At 71.3% G+C, this 16003-nt stretch carries 15 protein-coding genes, 2 pseudogenes and 2 riboswitches; of the genes and pseudogenes, 8 read left to right on the top strand and 9 right to left on the bottom strand.

The features are described from left to right. Positions 1 to 35: 35 nt before the first annotated feature. Both UWG_RS0125425 and UWG_RS0125420 read left to right on the top strand, forming a co-directional pair. Positions 36 to 1028 carry an aldo/keto reductase gene (locus UWG_RS0125425; protein ID WP_016910013.1) on the top strand — a complete coding sequence of 331 codons (993 nt, stop codon included), beginning with the start codon at positions 36 to 38 and terminating at the stop codon, positions 1026 to 1028. Between the two features lie 66 nt (positions 1029 to 1094). Beyond that, complete coding sequence (locus tag UWG_RS0125420; RefSeq protein WP_016910012.1) at positions 1095 to 1886, top strand: SDR family NAD(P)-dependent oxidoreductase; 792 nt, start codon at positions 1095 to 1097, stop codon at positions 1884 to 1886. 55 nt (positions 1887 to 1941) lie between these two features. Here the strand turns inward: UWG_RS0125420 and UWG_RS0125415 are convergent, their stop codons facing one another. Together UWG_RS0125415 and UWG_RS0125410 are read right to left on the bottom strand one after the other, a co-directional pair. After that, positions 1942 to 2706 carry an SDR family oxidoreductase gene (locus tag UWG_RS0125415; RefSeq protein WP_016910011.1) on the bottom strand — a complete coding sequence of 255 codons (765 nt, stop codon included), beginning with the start codon at positions 2704 to 2706 and terminating at the stop codon, positions 1942 to 1944. Between the two features lie 457 nt (positions 2707 to 3163). Further along, positions 3164 to 3985, bottom strand: a complete 822-nt coding sequence (locus UWG_RS0125410) for an SDR family NAD(P)-dependent oxidoreductase (RefSeq protein WP_016910010.1) — start codon at positions 3983 to 3985, stop codon at positions 3164 to 3166. Positions 3986 to 4170: 185 nt separating this feature from the next. Here UWG_RS0125410 and UWG_RS0125405 point away from each other — a divergent pair, with 185 nt between their 5' ends. Continuing rightward, positions 4171 to 4599, top strand: coding sequence for a MarR family winged helix-turn-helix transcriptional regulator (locus UWG_RS0125405; RefSeq protein ID WP_016910009.1), 429 nt, complete (start codon positions 4171 to 4173; stop codon positions 4597 to 4599). A 174-nt stretch (positions 4600 to 4773) separates the two neighbouring features. Here UWG_RS0125405 and UWG_RS34315 read toward each other — a convergent pair. Beyond that, a pseudogene (locus UWG_RS34315) lies at positions 4774 to 5007 on the bottom strand (IS3 family transposase); the annotation flags it as partial. Between the two features lie 652 nt (positions 5008 to 5659). Continuing rightward, entirely contained in the window at positions 5660 to 5917 is a 258-nt protein-coding gene (locus UWG_RS0125395; RefSeq protein ID WP_016910007.1) for a hypothetical protein, read from the bottom strand. Positions 5918 to 6233: 316 nt separating this feature from the next. On the opposite strand from UWG_RS0125395, the gene UWG_RS32370 reads away from it, so the two are divergent. Then, on the top strand, positions 6234 to 6725 hold the full coding sequence (locus UWG_RS32370; protein ID WP_337459957.1) for a helix-turn-helix domain-containing protein: 492 nt from the start codon (positions 6234 to 6236) through the stop codon (positions 6723 to 6725). Here the strand turns inward: UWG_RS32370 and UWG_RS0125390 are convergent. The 4 genes from UWG_RS0125390 to gcvT all read right to left on the bottom strand — a co-directional run bounded on the left by UWG_RS0125390 (position 6712) and on the right by gcvT (position 11292). Continuing rightward, entirely contained in the window at positions 6712 to 8103 is a 1392-nt protein-coding gene (locus UWG_RS0125390; protein ID WP_016910006.1) for an L-serine ammonia-lyase, read from the bottom strand. The two genes, UWG_RS32370 and UWG_RS0125390, sit on opposite strands and share 14 nt — an antisense overlap. A gap of 95 nt (positions 8104 to 8198) precedes the next feature. After that, positions 8199 to 9479 (bottom strand): serine hydroxymethyltransferase, encoded by a 1281-nt coding sequence (gene glyA, locus UWG_RS0125385; RefSeq protein ID WP_016910005.1) that lies wholly within the window; start codon positions 9477 to 9479, stop codon positions 8199 to 8201. A gap of 142 nt (positions 9480 to 9621) precedes the next feature. After that, on the bottom strand, positions 9622 to 10008 hold the full coding sequence (gene gcvH / locus UWG_RS0125380; protein WP_016910004.1) for a glycine cleavage system protein GcvH: 387 nt from the start codon (positions 10006 to 10008) through the stop codon (positions 9622 to 9624). Positions 10009 to 10155: 147 nt separating this feature from the next. Next, entirely contained in the window at positions 10156 to 11292 is a 1137-nt protein-coding gene (gene gcvT, locus UWG_RS0125375) for a glycine cleavage system aminomethyltransferase GcvT (protein WP_016910003.1), read from the bottom strand. Positions 11293 to 11325: 33 nt separating this feature from the next. Then, positions 11326 to 11430, bottom strand: a riboswitch (glycine riboswitch). Next, a riboswitch (glycine riboswitch) is annotated at positions 11431 to 11529 on the bottom strand. 174 nt (positions 11530 to 11703) lie between these two features. Here gcvT and UWG_RS0125370 point away from each other — a divergent pair. Further along, positions 11704 to 12414 carry an AAA family ATPase gene (locus UWG_RS0125370; RefSeq protein WP_016910002.1) on the top strand — a complete coding sequence of 237 codons (711 nt, stop codon included), beginning with the start codon at positions 11704 to 11706 and terminating at the stop codon, positions 12412 to 12414. Between the two features lie 7 nt (positions 12415 to 12421). On the opposite strand, the gene UWG_RS0125365 is transcribed toward UWG_RS0125370, so the two are convergent. Further along, on the bottom strand, positions 12422 to 13036 hold the full coding sequence (locus tag UWG_RS0125365; RefSeq protein WP_016910001.1) for a hypothetical protein: 615 nt from the start codon (positions 13034 to 13036) through the stop codon (positions 12422 to 12424). A 243-nt stretch (positions 13037 to 13279) separates the two neighbouring features. Here UWG_RS0125365 and UWG_RS0125360 point away from each other — a divergent pair, with 243 nt between their 5' ends. The 3 genes and pseudogenes from UWG_RS0125360 to UWG_RS0125350 form a co-directional block, all read left to right on the top strand. Beyond that, the gene (locus UWG_RS0125360; protein WP_016910000.1) at positions 13280 to 14089 is read left to right on the top strand and encodes an enhanced serine sensitivity protein SseB C-terminal domain-containing protein; all 810 of its coding nucleotides are present in this window, start codon (positions 13280 to 13282) and stop codon (positions 14087 to 14089) included. A 158-nt stretch (positions 14090 to 14247) separates the two neighbouring features. Next, entirely contained in the window at positions 14248 to 15015 is a 768-nt protein-coding gene (locus tag UWG_RS0125355; RefSeq protein WP_016909999.1) for an enhanced serine sensitivity protein SseB C-terminal domain-containing protein, read from the top strand. Positions 15016 to 15587: 572 nt separating this feature from the next. Next, a pseudogene (locus UWG_RS0125350) lies at positions 15588 to 16003 on the top strand (ABC transporter permease); the annotation flags it as partial.

The raw sequence follows: 16003 nt of genomic DNA, 5'->3' as shown, positions 1-16003 counted from the left end.
CGTCGCGCGGCGCTCATGTTCAAGGAGGCACTTTCGTGGAGAGACGACTGCTGACCAAGAGCGGACGGAAAATCTCCGTAGTCGGCCTGGGTACTTGGCAGTTCGGCGGTGGATGGCACCACGTCGAGGAGCACGACGTCCGCGCCGTCCTCGACGCTTCCGTGGAATCCGGTGTCGACTTCTTCGACACCGCCGATGTCTACGGGGACGGGCGCAGCGAGCAGTTGATCGGCCGTTTCCTCAGGGAGTTCACCACTTCGCCCGGTGAGCGGCCCATGGTCGCCACCAAGTTCGGGCGCCGTGCGGCACAGGAGCTCGGTGCCTTCACCCTCGACAACTTCCGCGCGTGGGCGGACCGTTCCCGGGCCAACCTCGGCGTCGACACCCTCGACCTGGTGCAGTTGCACACTCCGCCGGAGGCCGTTTTCGCCTCCGACGCCGTGTACGACGCCCTCGACACCCTGGTCGACGAAGGCCGGGTCGCTGCCTACGGCGTCAGCGTGGAGACCTGCGCGCAGGCCCTCACCGCGCTCGACCGGGAGAACGTCGCGTCACTCCAGATCATCCTGAACCTCTTCCGACGCAAGCCCCTGGAGCGAGTGCTGCCTGCCGCGCAGGCGGCGGGAGTCGGAGTCATCGCCCGGGTCCCGCTCGCCTCGGGTCTGCTGTCGGGGAAGTTCCGCACGGACACGGTCTTCGCCGACGACGACCACCGCGCCTTCAACCGGAACGGCGAGCAGTTCGACGTCGGCGAAACCTTCTCCGGCGTCGACTACACCACGGGCGTCGCGGCCGCAGCCGAGTTCGCCGCGCTCGTGCCGCCGGACATGGCGCCGGCCCAGGCCGCACTGCGGTGGATCACCGAGCAGCAGGGGGTCACCACGGTGATCCCGGGCGCTACCTCGGTGGCGCAGGCGCGCGCGAATGCAGCGGTCGGGTCGATGGGGCCGCTGCCGGACGCCGTCCTCGACTCGCTGCGGGAGCTCTACGACCGCCGGATTCGCCCCCAGGTGCACCACAGGTGGTGACCCGCCCGCCCTGACACCGCCGAGGGCTGCGTCCGGGTGCGCTCCCTTACACCGAGGAGACGAAGCATGCAGATCGCTGGAGAGACCGTCCTGCTCACCGGCGCCACGGGAGGCGTCGGAAGGGTGCTCGCCCGTCGCGTCACCGAGGCAGGAGCCGACCTGATCGTGACGGGGCGCGACGCGGACGCGCTCCGCGAACTCGCCGAGGAACTCGGCGCCCGCTGGATTCCCGCCGACGTCAGCGATCCACAGCAGGTCGCGGAGCTCGCCGAGCGCTGCCCGGACGTCCGCGTCCTGCTCGCGAACGCGGCCCTGCCCGCCAGCGGCGACCTGCTCGAATACGCTCCCGAGCAGGTCGCTCGGGCTCTGGAGGTCAACCTGGGCTCCGCGGTCCTGCTCGCCCGGCTGCTCGCTCCGGCGATGGTCGACGCCGGGCGGGGGCACCTCGCCTTCGTGGGCTCGATGTCGGGGAAGGCGGCGACTCCGTACTCGTCCCTGTACACCGCCACCAAGTTCGGCTTGCGCGGTTTCGCACATGCTCTGCGCCTCGACTTGGGCGCGGCCGGCGTCGGAGTCTCGCTGACCCAGCCGGGCTTCGTCGGAGGGGCGGGCATGTTCGCCAGGACCGGAGCGCCGCTGCCGCGGGGGGCGCGTCCTGTCACACCGGACCAGGTGGCGTCGGCGGTGCTGCGGGCCGTCGCGGAGAACCGTGCCGAGATCAACGTCGCGCCGCTGGGGCTGCGGGTGCGCTGCGCCCTGGCGGTGCAGTTCCCGTCCGTCGCGGCCTGGCTCGCCGGGCGGGGCGCCCCCGACCCCAGTACGGAGCAGATCGTTGCGGCGCAGCGTTCCTCCCGCTGAGCACGCATCGGCAAAGGAGCGGACGTCGTGCAGCGGGCGTGGAGGCAGCTCCTCCTCACAGCCTCGAGCCGCCCGACGCGTCGATGCACTGCCCGGTGATCCACCCCGAAGCGCCGGAGGCGAGGAAGGCCACGATCTCGGCCACGTCGCCCGGTTGTCCGAGGCGGCCGAAGACGGACCAGGAGGCGAGCGCGTCGCTCTCCTGGTCCGTCGTGCGCTTCGACGCGTTCATATCGGTCTCCACGAAGCCGGGCGCCACGGCGTTCACGGTGATCCCGCGGGGCCCGAGCTCCTTGGCGAGAGCCAGCGTGAAGGTGTTCAAAGCGCCCTTGCTCATCGCGTACACGACGGATTCGGGATAGGCGATCCTGGTGGCCGCCGACGAGACGTTGATGATCCGGCCGCCGTCACGCATCCGTTCGAGCCCCTGCTGCACGACGAACAACAGCGTCCGGACATTGACCGTGAAAAGCCGGTCGAACAGCTCGGGCGTGACCTCGTCTATCCGTGACGACCCGCTTACCGCCGCGTTGTTGACGAGGATGTCGAATCCGGGACTCTCTCCTGCCTCGCCGATTCCCTCGTCGAACTTCGTGTAGAGGGTCTCCACGTCGTCCGGAGTTCCGAAGGTGGCGCGGATGGCGAAGGCACGCCCCTGCGCCTCGCGGATGTGGGCCGTGGTTTCGCGCGCGGCTGCCTCGTCGTTCCCGAAGTGCACCCCGACCAGGGCTCCTTCGCCGGCCAGCTTGCATGCGATGCCTCGGCCGATGCCGCGGCTTCCTCCGGTGACGAGTGCTGTCTTGCCGCTCAAAGCACCCATGTCGTCGCTTCCTTTGCGCACATGACGGCGGCTGGAGCCGATACCTCCCCCTCGACGAGCGCTCTCGGCCGCTGAGAGTGGCACCGCCCGTTCAACCGGTCGGCTCGGCAGGTGACCGCACGTTTCGGTGTCCGTCCGCCGGTGGTCCGGCGGTACCCATGCAGGAAGAGGCGAGGCCCCTCGTTGCCTTCTCGTCGACCGACTCCCGGTCACTGTAGTCGAGTTGGAGCAGGCGTGACGGCTCCACAGCGTAGAAACCGACCCGTCGGGACGTCAACACATACCGGTCGGCCGGTGTATTTTCGCGCGGTGAGCGGACCCCCGACTCCGTCGACTTCGGTCGGAATCGGAGACGCGGCTTTCGGGTGCGCTGTCGGCATGCAGCCGGTACCCGCGCTGGGCGGCCTCGGTAGGGCTGTCGGTGCCGTTGTTCGTCTTCGCGCCGCGGGTTCCGGCGTCACGAGGCGGCGGGGTCGAGGTCGCTGACGTCGTCGAATCCGGCCTTGCGGTTGAGGTTGCCGGTGATGCGGGCGACCGTGGTCCGGGGGAGCAGGCGCGGCGCCCAGGTTCCGGCGCGGGTGGAGGTGCGTCCGGGAAAGGAGATGGACCGGCCGCGCGAGAAGTCGTCGAGTGTTCTGGCAGCGACGTCGGCGGAGGTGTCCGTGGTCTTCGGGTCCATGGACGCGGTTGTCCGGTCGAAGAATCCGGTATCGGTGGCTCCCGGGTGGGCCGCCATCACACGTACGCCGGTATTGCGGACCTCCTCGGCGAGCGCCTCGGTGAACGAGAGCACGAATGCTTTGGTGGCGGCGTAACTGGCCTGGTACGGCATGGGTTGGAAGGCGGCGGTGGAGGCGACGTTGACGATGCCGCCGCGGCCGCGTTCGACCATGCCGGCGCCCAGGAGGTGGACCAGGCCGATCAGCGCGGTGACGTTCACGTCGACGGACCGGAGGTTGGGTTCGAGGGGACGGCCGAGGAAGGGTCCCACCGACCCCATCCCGGCGTTGTTGACCAGGAGGTCTACTTCCAGACCAAGTTTCTCGACGGTGTCGACCACCGTCCGCGGGGACCGCCGGTCGGACAGGTCCGCGACGATCACATCGACTCGGACGGAATGCGCCGTCCGGATCTGCTCGGCAAGGGTGTGCAGTGCGTCGGCCGAGCGGGCGACAAGGACGAGGTGCGCGCCGCGGGAGGCGAGTTCCCGCGCGTAAGCCTCGCCCAGCCCCTTCGAGGCGCCGGTGACCACGGCGGTGGTGTTCGTGTAGTCGTGCATGAGTGAGTGCTTCCTGTTCGGCTGGGCGACGGCGCGTCGGAGCGGACGGGCCGCGGGAAGGACTGGACGTGCGGAGCGTCCCGATCCGGCGACGTCTCGGGTCGGCAGCGGAGCGAGAAGCAGTTGCTTCGAGACTCGAACAAAGTAACACTTCGAGACTCGAAGCAAAAGGCTAGGATGAAGCCATGAAGCGAAGCATCCTTGAGGCAGCGGTGGTGACGAACCACGAGATCTTCATGCAGACCGGCGACCGGATCGAGAGCGTCCTGGCCGAACACGGTCTGACGCGCGCAAATGCTCAGGCACTCTGGATGATCGACCCGGCCGAGGCGCCGCCGTCGATGAAGGAATTGGCCGGCCGGCTGCACTGCAACGCGCCCAACCTCAGCTTCGTCATGAATCAGCTCACCGGTCGGGGACTCGTCGAGCGTTTCGCCGACCCCACCGACCGCCGTTCACGCGTCGTAGCGCTCACGGAGGACGGCCGACGGACACGAACCGCGGTGATCGAGGCAACCCTGGCGTCGAGCCCCTTCGCCCGACTGGACACCGACGACCTGCTCAACCTGGTGAGTCTGCTGGGGAAAGCCCTCGGACCGACCGCAGGTCCGTGAGACGGAGCCAAGCGCCACACGGGAACCAAGCAGAGACAAGCCGACGGAAGTCGTGCGGTGTGTGTCGCAGTGGGGCGAGCCGGTACTGAAGTTTCCCCGTGATCCTGGTGACTCGTCGGTTATGCCCGGCTTCGCTTTCTTGTCCGGCCGGGTCAGAGAACACCGCTTGCGGCGGGTGACGCCTCGGATGTCGCGCTCGCGCATCACGCGGGCGATGCGTTTGCGGTTCACCCGCCGTCCCGGACGCCGCAGTTCGGCGTGGATGCGCGGGACACCGTAGGTGCGGCGGGAGGCGATGTGCAGCACCGTAATCTCGTGCGCGAGCGCGTCGTCGGCGGCCTGCCGGGCCTGGCGGGCGGCCTCGCCCTGGTGCCAGGCGTAGTAGGAGGAGCGGGCGACGTGCAGCACTCGGCACAGCACAACGAGCGAGTAGTTGGCCTTCTCAGCATGGATCAACCGGTCAGCTCGCTCACCGGTCGTTCTCCTTCACGAAGAAGGCGGTCGAACTCTTCGGTGCACCGCTTCGCGTACTTGCTTCCCACCTGGCGCTACTTCCTCTGGAACCTCAAGCCCCAGTCTCCAGGTGTCCATGATTGAGGGGAAGCTTCAGTTCCTGGGTGGTGGTGCGGGTTGGCGGAATGGTCGGGTCGGCTGGTCAGTCGGGGTTGGGGAGGACTTGGAACTGGTTCATGGCGTTGGTGATCACGCGGGTCCAAGGCTGACGGGCGCCTTACTCGAGCACCGGAAGTTCGACGATGAGACCTGCTGGACAAGCGACGCGATCATGCAGAGGGCCAGGGCCAGGGCCAGGGCCAGGGCCAGGGCCAGGGCCATCATGGCGATGAACGTCCCCCGCGGCCGTCGACGCGACTACTCCTGCCGTCTGACCGGGCCGCGTTCCCGGGGGGGCTGTGCCGCGCGCAGTGGGCGGCTTTCGGGTGCGCGGCCGTCGTGGGGCCTTCAACACAGCTGCCGCCTGCGGCAGTCGGGCACGTACGGCACAGGTCGGCCCTCCCGGCGCTGTACGCCAGGAGGGCCGACCCGGGTCACGCGTCGGGGATCAGCGGTAGTAGACCTTGTACGAGCCCCTACCGCCGGGCCCGTCGCACCACACCTCGTCGTAACCCAGCTGTGCGGCGGGGTCCTTCTCCGAGTCCTCGCACGCCTTCTTGGAGTCGTAGGTGAGCTGTCCCTGCGGCTCGCCCCAGCCGTCGCCGGGCGGGGCTTCGGCAACAGCGGTGGCTGCGGCCATCGGCAGGGTGACCGCTGCGACGCCGGCGACAATGCCGACGCGGGCGCGGGAACGCCACGACTTCATGAACTCTCCTTACGTGCGCTGTATTCATCCACGCATGCACGTTTCTACGGCCGGCAGCCGTCCGAGAACGTCGAACCGGCCCGCGCGCAGCGTCGATCGATGACACCTCGGGGTTCAGGGCACACTGGCCCGTCCGTGCGCTAGCAGCACACCAGGCGCTGCGCCCCCCCAAAGTTCATCCAATATCACTGCGGCGGCCGGTGACAACCCTGATCGATTCCGATCGGGGGATCGCGCGGCTGCACCTCTCTGCCCAACTCGCCTTGTGAAACGGTGACATGGCCGTTCGCCCGCCCCGGCTGCCGCCCATCCGGCCGTGGTTCGTCGGCGTATTGCCGTGGAGGTCCGACTTTCTGCCCGCCACGCCGTGGCTCCGAGAGGGGGAATCGTGCCGGAGGGACCGACAACTCGCCACCGCCAATTGGGCTTTCGTCTGCACGCGCTGCGGGAGGGCTCGGGCCTCACCGCAGAGGAGGCAGGACGCAGAGCGGGCGTCTCGAAGGCCACCGTCAGCCGCTACGAACGGGCGAAGGGCACAGTTCGCTGGAGCCACGTCGACCAGCTCTGTCGTGTCCACGGACTGCCGGACGCCGAGCGAGAAGCGCTCGTCGAGTTGGCGAAACACTCGACGGAGACCGACGGTTGGTGGGTGTCGCAGGCCGACAACCTGCCCGAGAAATTTTTCAGGGACTTTCAGCTCTGCCAGAGGGACTTCTCAGGGCTGTTCCGTCGTACAGACGGAGAAGACCGTGACAGAGCTGAAGACCTCGGAGTCGCAGGTCAAAGCCCGGCGCTCAGCACTCGATGACGTTCACCGCCAGCCCGCCCCGCGCCGTCTCCTTGTACTTGACCTTCATGTCGGCTCCCGTCTCGCGCATCGTCTTGATGGCCTTGTCGAGGGAGACGTGGTGGCGGCCGTCGCCGCGCAGGGACATGCGGGCCGCTGTGACGGCCTTGACGGCTGCCATGCCGTTGCGTTCGATGCAAGGGATCTGCACGAGGCCGCCGACGGGGTCGCAGGTGAGGCCGAGGTTGTGCTCGATGCCGATCTCGGCGGCGTTCTCGACCTGTTCGGGGGTGCCGCCGAGGACTTCGGCGAGGCCGCCCGCCGCCATCGAGCAGGCGGAGCCGACCTCGCCCTGGCAGCCGACCTCGGCGCCGGAGATCGACGCGTTCTCCTTGAAGAGCATGCCGACGGCGCCGGCCGCGAGGAGGAAGCGTACGACGGCGTCGTCGTCGGTGCCGGGGACGAAGTCGCGGGCGTAGTGGAGGACGGCGGGGATGATGCCGGCGGCGCCGTTGGTCGGGGCGGTGACGATCCGGCCGCCCGCGGCGTTCTCCTCGTTGACGGCCATGGCGTAGAGGGTGACCCAGTCGGTCGCGTGCGCGGACGCGGTCTCCGGGCTTCCCTGGGCGCGCAGTTGGCGGGCCGAGACGGCGGCGCGGCGGCGGACCTTGAGGCCGCCGGGGAGGATGCCCTCCGTGCCGAGGCCGCGGGCGACGCACGCGCGCATCACCTCCCAGATCTCCAGGAGGCCGGCGCGTACCTCGTCCTCGGTGCGCCAGGCGCGCTCGTTCTCCAGCATCAGCGCCGAGACCGAGAGGCCCGTCTCCCGTGTGCGGCGCAGCAGTTCGTCGCCGGTGCGGAAGGGGTGGCGCAGCACCGTGTCGTCGAGCTTGATGCGGTCCTCGCCCACGGCGTCCTCGTCGACGACGAAGCCGCCGCCGACCGAGTAGTACGTCTTCTCGACGAGCGGCGCGCCCTCGGCGTCGTAGGCGAAGAGGGTCATGCCGTTGGCGTGGTACGGCAGGGAGCGGCGCCGGTGCAGGATGAGCTGGGTGCGCTCGTCGAAGGGGACGGTGTGCGCGTCGCCTATCTCGGTGGCGAGGAGGCGGAGGCGGCCCGCGCTGCGGATCTCCTCGATCCGGCGGTCGGCCTCCGCGGTGTCGACGGTCCGCGGGGACTCGCCCTCCAGGCCGAGGAGGACCGCCTTCGGGGTGCCGTGCCCGTGACCCGTCGCGCCGAGGGAGCCGAAGAGTTCGGCGCGGACGGAGGCGGTCTGGGCCAGCGCGCCTTCGTTCTTCAGTCGCCGGACGAACATCCGCGCGGCGCGCATCGGGCCGACGGTGTGCGAGCTGGACGGGCCGATGCCGATGGAGAAGAGGTCGAAGACGGAGATGGCCATGGTGCGGACTCCTTTGTCCGAACGGGGGGTTGGCCCCCGGTGGTGCAGGGCGGGGCGCGCCGTGGTCGACGGCGCGCCCCGCGCGGCTTGCGTGCTCAGTTCGCGGTGCCGAGCTCCGGGTAGAGCGGGTGCTTGTCGGCGAGGGCCTTGACGCGGGCCGCGAGCGACCGCGACGTGGCCTCGTCGAAGCCGGGCAGCAGGGCCTCGGCGAGGACGTCGGCGACCTCGCGGAAGTCCTCCTCGGTGAAGCCGCGGGTGGCGAGCGCCGGGGTGCCGACGCGCAGGCCCGAGGTGACCATGGGGGGGCGCGGGTCGTTGGGGACCGCGTTGCGGTTGACCGTGATGCCGATCTCGTGGAGGCGGTCCTCGGCCTGCTGGCCGTCGAGTTCGCTGTTGCGCAGGTCGACGAGGACGAGGTGGACGTCGGTGCCGCCCGAGAGGACGGAGACGCCCGCGTCGACGGCGTCCTGCTTGAGCAGCCGCTCGGCGAGGAGCTTCGCGCCCGCCACGGTGCGCTGCTGCCGCTCCTTGAACTCCTCGGACGCCGCGATCTTGAAGGCGACGGCCTTCGCCGCGATCACGTGCTCCAGCGGACCGCCCTGCTGGCCGGGGAAGACCGCCGAGTTGATCTTCTTCGCGTGCTCCTTCTTGGTGAGGATCACGCCGCCCCTCGGCCCGCCGAGCGTCTTGTGCGTCGTGGTGGTGACGACGTCCGCGTACGGCACGGGGGAGGGGTGGAGGCCGGCGGCGACGAGGCCGGCGAAGTGGGCCATGTCGACCATGAGAAGGGCGCCGACCTCGTCCGCGATCCGCCGGAAGGCGGCGAAGTCGAGCTGCCGCGGGTACGCGGACCAGCCGGCGACGATCATCTTCGGGCGGTGTTCCTTGGCGAGGCGCTCGACCGCGTCCATGTCGACCTGGTCGGTCTTCTCGTCGACCTGGTAGGCGACGACGTCGTAGAGCTTCCCCGAGAAGTTGATCTTCATCCCGTGGGTGAGGTGGCCGCCGTGCGCGAGGTCGAGGCCCATGATGGTGTCGCCCGGCTTCAGCAGCGCGAACATCGCGGCCGCGTTGGCCTGGGCGCCCGAGTGCGGCTGCACGTTGGCGGCTTCGGCCCCGAAGAGCTCCTTGACGCGGTCGCGCGCGAGGTTCTCCACCACGTCGACGTACTCGCAGCCGCCGTAGTAGCGGCGCCCGGGGAGGCCCTCCGCGTACTTGTTGGTGAGCACGGAGCCCTGCGCCTCCATCGCCGCGACCGGCGCGAAGTTCTCGGAGGCGATCATCTCCAGGGTCGACTGCTGGCGGTGGAGCTCCTGGTCGACGGCGGCGGCGACGTCCGGGTCCACCTCGTGGAGCGAGCTGTTGAGAAGCGACATGTATCCATCCCTGTGGCGAGGCTGGGTGAGTCTGCGGTCTGCCGGCGGGCCGGCGGGCCCCGTGCCGGGCAGTCCGCTGCGGGTCCGCGAGCCTTCCCGCGCTCGGCGCTGAACCCGGGGTGCGCGCGGCTGGCGGCGGTGGTCAGTTCCCCGTTGCGAACGCCGTGTACTCGTCGGCGCTGAGCAGGTCGTCCGGGGCTCCGGACGGGTCGAGGCGCACCTTGAAGAGCCAGCCGCCCTCGAACGGGGCGGAGTTGACCAGTGCGGGGTCGTCCACCACGTCCTGGTTCACCTCGGTGACCTCGCCGCTGACGGGGGAGTAGAGGTCGCTGACGGACTTGGTCGACTCCAGCTCGCCACAGGTGTCACCGGCGCTCACGGTGTCGCCGGCGTCAGGGAGCTGGACGAAGACGACATCGCCGAGCGCGTCGGCCGCGTGCGCCGTGATCCCGATGGTCGCGACGCCGTCGACCGGCTCGGAGAGCCACTCGTGCTCCTTGCTGTAGCGAAGCTGCTGGGGGTTGCTCATGGTCTGATTCTCCTCGACGACGGACCCGGACAGTAAGCGGTCTTGGCAGATGGGACGAGGCGCACAGTGCACAGGCGTGTGGCGGCGCCGGCGGTGCACGCCGGAGCGCGGCGGCGCTCGGCCGCGCGGCCGTTGGCAGGAGCGCGCTCAGCGCTCGCGCTTGTAGAAGGGGAGCGCCACGACGTTGTACGGCTCGCGCGAGCCCCGGATGTCGACGGCGACGCCCTCCGTACCGGGCACCGCGTGCCCGGCGTCGACGTACGCCATCGCGATCGGCTTCCCGAGCGTCGGCGACGGGGCGCCCGAGGTGACCTCGCCGAGCACGGTGCCGTCGGACGAGACGACCGCGTACCCGGCGCGGGGCACCCGGCGCCCCTGCGCGACGAGCCCGACGAGCACCCGCGGCGGCGCCGACTCGGCACGGGCCGCAGCCTCCTGGAGCGCCTCACGCCCGACGAACGCGCCCTCGTTCCCCGGCTTCTCGAACTTCACCGTCCGGCCGAGCCCGGCGTCGAACGGCGTGAGCGCGGTGGAGAGTTCGTGCCCGTAGAGCGGCATGCCGGCTTCGAGGCGGAGGGTGTCGCGGCAGCTCAGACCGCACGGGGTGAGGCCGTCCCCGGCGCCCGCGTCGAGGAGCGCCTGCCAGACGGCGGGTGCGTCGGCAGGGGCGAGGAAGAGCTCGAAGCCGTCCTCGCCCGTGTACCCCGTGCGTGCGATCAGCGCTTCCGCGCCGGCGACGGTGCCGGGGAGTCCTGCGTAGTAGCGGAGCCCCTCCAACTCGGCGTCGGTGAGCCGGGCGAGGATGCCGGCCGCCGCCGGGCCCTGGACGGCGAGGAGCGCGTACGTGTCGCGGTCGTCGGCGACCTGCGCGTCGAAGCCGGTGGCGCGCTCGCGGAGCGCGGCGAGGACCGTCCCGGCGTTGGCGGCGTTGGCGACGACGAGGTAGCGGTCCTCAGCGGTGCGGTAGACGATCAGGTCGTCGAGGATGCCGCCGCGCTCGTCGCAGAGCATCGTGTAGCGGGCGCGGCCCGTGCGGAGGGAGCCGAGGTTGCCGATGAAGGCGTAGTCGAGGAGGTCGCAGGCGGCGGGGCCCGAGACGGTGAACTCGCCCATGTGGGAGAGGTCGAAGAGCCCCGCGCGGGTGCGGACCGCCTGGTGCTCCTCGCGCTCGCTGGCGTAGCGGAGCGGCATCTCCCAGCCGGCGAAGTCGGTCATGGTGGCGCCGAGCGAGCGGTGCACCTCGTCGAGGGCGGTGCGGCGCGGGGGTGCCGAGGGCTCGGTCATGAAGGGGCTCCCGTAGGTGTGCTGACGCGGATGTCCTCCCCATCTGTCATCGGAACCTGAGAGCTTCACCGCGACCCGGAGCGGGGACGCGGCTTGCACCGTGGGTGGAGCCCGCGGGGGCTCGCTTTCCAGATCTGCCTGGCCCGCGCGGTATCGGGGCCTGAGAGATTCAAGGGAGGATCTTGCTCCTTCGGCGCCCCGGGCCTTCTGTCCCGGGAACTCTCCCGCGCGGATTCATGCGGCCGGTATGGAGTTGGCGGCGGCCATCATCGCACGGTGAACGCGCCGTGCGCTGCCCCCCGTCGGCCGGCAATCGCCTTGAAGGCCATTACCTTTCCTTGGCATTCTGACCGTGCTGAGCGACAGCGCGGGGGCGCGCACGGTGCGCGAGCACACCCGGGGAGGGCACCAGTGGAGAGCCTGCGCAGCGGGCATCCGGCGGGCGGTGGGGCGGCGTCGGCGTCTCCGGAGGTTCCGTCGGAGGACGCGGGGCCCGAGCTCCGCTGCAGGGATCTGCGCGGTTCCGCGGAGCGCAGGACGCTCCGCTTCCCCGCCGGCGATCTCGTCGTCGTCTCCGGGCTGCCGGGCAGCGGCAAGTCCACGCTGATCGGGCGGGCGGTACGCCCCGGACGGCACCTGGTGCGCATCGACTCGCAGGACGTCAGGGAGGACTGGGCCCGCAGAGTCCCGAGTTGGCTCCCCTACGCGCTCTACCGCCCGCTCGTGCGCCTGGCGCACTACGCGGCGCTCCACCGCGCACTCGCCTCCGGGTCGGGCGCCGTGGTGCACGCGTGCGGGGCGCAGGCGTGGGTGCTTCGCTGGATCTCCAGGGCGGCGGTGCGCGGCGGGCGCGGGATGCACCTGCTCCTCCTCGACGTCGCTCCCGGCGACGCGCTCCTGGGCCAGGCCGGCCGGGGGCGGCGCGTCTCCGCGTACGCGTTCCTCCGGCACCGCAGAGCGGTCGCGCGGCTGATAGCGGGGGCGGAGCGGGGGCGGATGCCGTGGCCGTGCGTCTCCGTCGTGCTGCTCGACCGCCGGGCCGCCGCGTGCGTGCGCCGGCTCGCCTTCGGGCGGCGCCGCGAGGCGGAGCCCGACCGCGCCGGCCGCCTGGCCGTCGGCTAGCGGAACCTCAGCCGTCCAACGGGCCGGACCGTGCGGGCGGTTCGGGCGCCGCGGGCACCTTCGCGTGCGCCTCGGGCGCGGTGTGGGTCGGCAGCCCCGGCATGCGTGCCGTCGGCAGGTTGCCGCCCGCGACGAGTGCGGCGAGCAGGTCCATGGACCCGGTGAGCGCGGCATCGGCAGCGCTGTCGACGCGGGCGCGGCCGCCGCTGCGTGCCGCGTCGGCGAGCGCGCGTACGCGCTTCTCCAGCCGGTCGGCGGCGCGCTGGACGAGTGCGGCCGAGTCGGCGGCCGTGCGGTGTCCCGAAGCGCGCGCGGGGGTGGCGGTGCGGACGGTGTCGAGGGCGCGGACGGCCTCGGCGACGCGGCGGTCCGCCTGGGACTCGGAGAGCCGGGCGCCGTCGCTGAGCACCTCGGTGAGGAGTGCGCTGACGGGGCGCAGCACCTGGTCCGCACGCTCGAGCGTGCCTGCCGTCTCGGCGAGTTGGGGGCGTGCGGGGGCGGAGTGGCTCGGGGTGCGGGGCGCGGGCTCGTTCCCGGCTGCGGCCGTGCCGGCGGCGAGTGCGAGGGAGCCCGCGAGGGCGGCTGCCGCGGTCGCCGCCGCGACGGTTCTGGAGAGACGCATACCTGTTCCTCGGGTCTGTCGGAGTGGGTCCTTCGTCGCCACCGGCTGCGCGGCCGGTGCGTCCCGGCGCCTCCGGCGCGATGGCCGCACTACGGCGAGGGGACGGGAACCACCCTTGGCGCCTCCGATGCGGAGCGCAACCGGAGGACTCCGCGGAGTGACGGGTGTGGAGGCCGTGTGTCCCTCGCGCGCGTTCCGGGTGGGCGGGGCGGGGTGTCGGCGGCAGCCTCTAGGGTGTTCCCCATGACCATTCCGCAGCAGTACGGCTCCGGCGGCGGGCCCGAGGAGCCCGGCCAGGGCGGCGGCCCGCCGGGCAACGAGCTGGAGGAGACCCTCGCCGCCTCCCTCGGCGTCCAGCAGGCGGGCGCCCGTCTGCTGGAGGTGCTCGCGCGCAGCAGCCTCTGGGTGCCGCTCCCCGAGGGCGGCGGCCCCGACAGCTCCCATCTCGACCTGCCCACGGTCGAGTTGGGCGGCGCACCGTACGTTCCGGTCTTCAGCTCCCAGGAGGAGTTCCTGCGCGTGGCGGGCGCGCACCTGTCGTTCACCGTGGCGCCGGCGAGGGAGTTCGCGCGCGGGCTGCCGCCCCAGGTGGGCATCGCGATCAACCCCGGGGGTGCCGTCGGCGTCCCGCTGCCGCCCGAGGCCGTTGCGGAGCTGTGTGCCAACACCGCCTCGGAGCAGGCCGTTTCGGGCGTGGCGCGGGGTGCGCGGATGCGCCTCTTCGAGCCCGACTGGCAGGACGACCCGCTGGAGTTCCTCTCCGCGGCAGGCGCCGAGCTCCAGCAGGTGGGCGCCGTGCGCTCGGCCCGGCGGGCGCTGGCGAGCGCCGAAGGCGACCCGCCCGCTCTCTACGTCGGCGTCGAACTCGACCTGCTCGACGCCCCGTCGCGGCAGGCGGTGCACGACGGGGTCGGCCGCGCGCTGGGCCGTGCCACGGTGAAGTGGCCCGTGCAGCTCGTCTTCCTCGACGCGGCCGAGGACCCGATGGTCGCGTGGATGCGGCAGTGCGTGCGTCCCTTCTACGCGCGCGAGGGGCTGCCCGTCGCGCAGTGAGGCTCCGGCGCGGCCGGACGCGTCGCTCGATGGGGCGCCCACCTAGCCGTACGCCTACTGGGCCGCCTCGTAAGCTGGTTGGATGGAGCGGGGGCGCCGAAGCGTGCCCGGGTGGCAGGCGACCTCGGTGTCGGGGGAAGACGGGAAGGCGGCCTCAGGTGAGCGCGGGTGAGAGCGTCGAGCAACTACTGCGTCAGATCTCGCCGGGCAGGTACGACGCCTACGAGGCGCTGTTGAACGCACTCGCCCGCGGCCAGGTCTGGATGCTGCTCTGGAACGGCAGGGCGGGCTCCCCCGACGCGCAGTACGGCAACATGGAGGTCGCCGGGTACGGTTACGCGCCGTGCGTCACCTCGGCGCAGGAACTCGCCGCCTCCGGCTGGAACCGCGCGCACGAGGTCGTCACGGGGCAGGAGATCGCCGCGGCGCTCTTCCCCGAGCGCTGGGGGATCTGGCTCAATCCGCACGCTCCCGGCGGCGGCGTCGGCATCCCCTGGCTCGACCTGCGGCGCATCGCGACGGGTCTCGACCGGCTGCCGGCCGGCCCGCTCCGGATCAGCGAACCGGCCCTGAACGCCGCCCAGTTCTACGCCGTCCTCACCCAGAACGCGCACCACACGCCGGCCGTGCGCTCCCTGCGCAGGGCGTGGGTGCAGCCGGCGCTCGGCGTCGCCTACCTCGCGATCGGCCTGGAGCTCTACGACGACAGCCCGCAGGCGGTGGAGGGCGCCCGGCGGATGATGGGGCAGTCGGTGGCCGCGGCGCCCGAGGGGCTGCCGGTCTCCAGCGTCGCGATGTCGGACGACTACGACCCCGTCGCCATGTGGCTCCGCCGCAACTCCCGTCCCTTCTTCGACCGCGACGTGCACGCGGGTGCCGCGCCGGGGAGCGTGCCCGGGTTCGGATACGGCAGCCCGCGCGCCTGACGCCGTCGCGCGCCGTCCCGGGTGTCCGTGCGCCGGTGCGGCGGAGGTTCCGCATGTGAACTCCGCGCGGCTCGGGGGTAGTCGAGGGGAGTGAGCGTGAAGCGCCCCCAGAGGGCGGCAGATTGGGCGGGTGTCGTCCACGGGTGTCCCGCGGGACCAGGGGTCTCCGTCGGGGCCCGACGCCCGCGCTCCCGCAGCGCGCTGCGGAGGTTCGCCGTCCCAACTCCGGGGCGGAATGCGGAAGTCCCGCCCGGCGTTCTCAATTCCCTTTGCAGTAGGGGATTTTCGGCCGTGCGGAGCCCTCTCGAGAGGTGCGGCGCTGGGCGTTCCCAACCGGGACATAAGCGGGCGCACAGCCCCGCAGAGCGCCAACTTCCGTTCGCATAACGGAAGATGCAGAACGACATCACAGTTGCGCATCCTTTCGCGGGGAAGTCTGGCGACTGATCACCGGCGGGATGAAGACTCCCGGCGATGAGGCCATCGGTCTTCTGTACGAACTGCTTGCGAACAAGCCGCCACAGCGGCAGGCGTGGGCTGGTCACCGCCAGTCGAGAGGGGTTCCCACCACGATGACGGCACCATTGCATGACACGGCGGCCGAGACGGCTCCGGTCGAACCCGTCACCGGTGACGGAGCCGCCAAGGCCGTCGAAGGACGCTCGCCCGGACGGATCGCCTGGGAGCGGCTGAAGCGCGACAAGGTCGCGCTCACCGGCGGTGTCATCGTGCTCGTCCTGATCCTCGTCGCGATCTTCGCGCCCGTGATCACCGCGCTCCTCGGCCAGTCGCCGGACGAACGCCACGAGGACCTGATCGACCCGCTCTTCCAGACCCCCATCGGTTCGTTCGGCGGGATCAGCGGCGACCACCTCCTCGGCGTCGAGCCGGTGAGCGGCCGCGACATCCTCGCCCGCATCGTCTACGGGGCGCGAGTCTCGCTCCTCGTCGGCTTCCTCTCCGCAGTCGTCGCGGTGATCCTCGGGAC

Source organism: Streptomyces xiaopingdaonensis, from assembly GCF_000262345.1.
Classification (GTDB): domain Bacteria; phylum Actinomycetota; class Actinomycetes; order Streptomycetales; family Streptomycetaceae; genus Streptomyces; species Streptomyces xiaopingdaonensis.
Note: the sequence above shows the minus strand (reverse complement) of the source record. Positions and strands in the feature narration are given on the sequence as shown.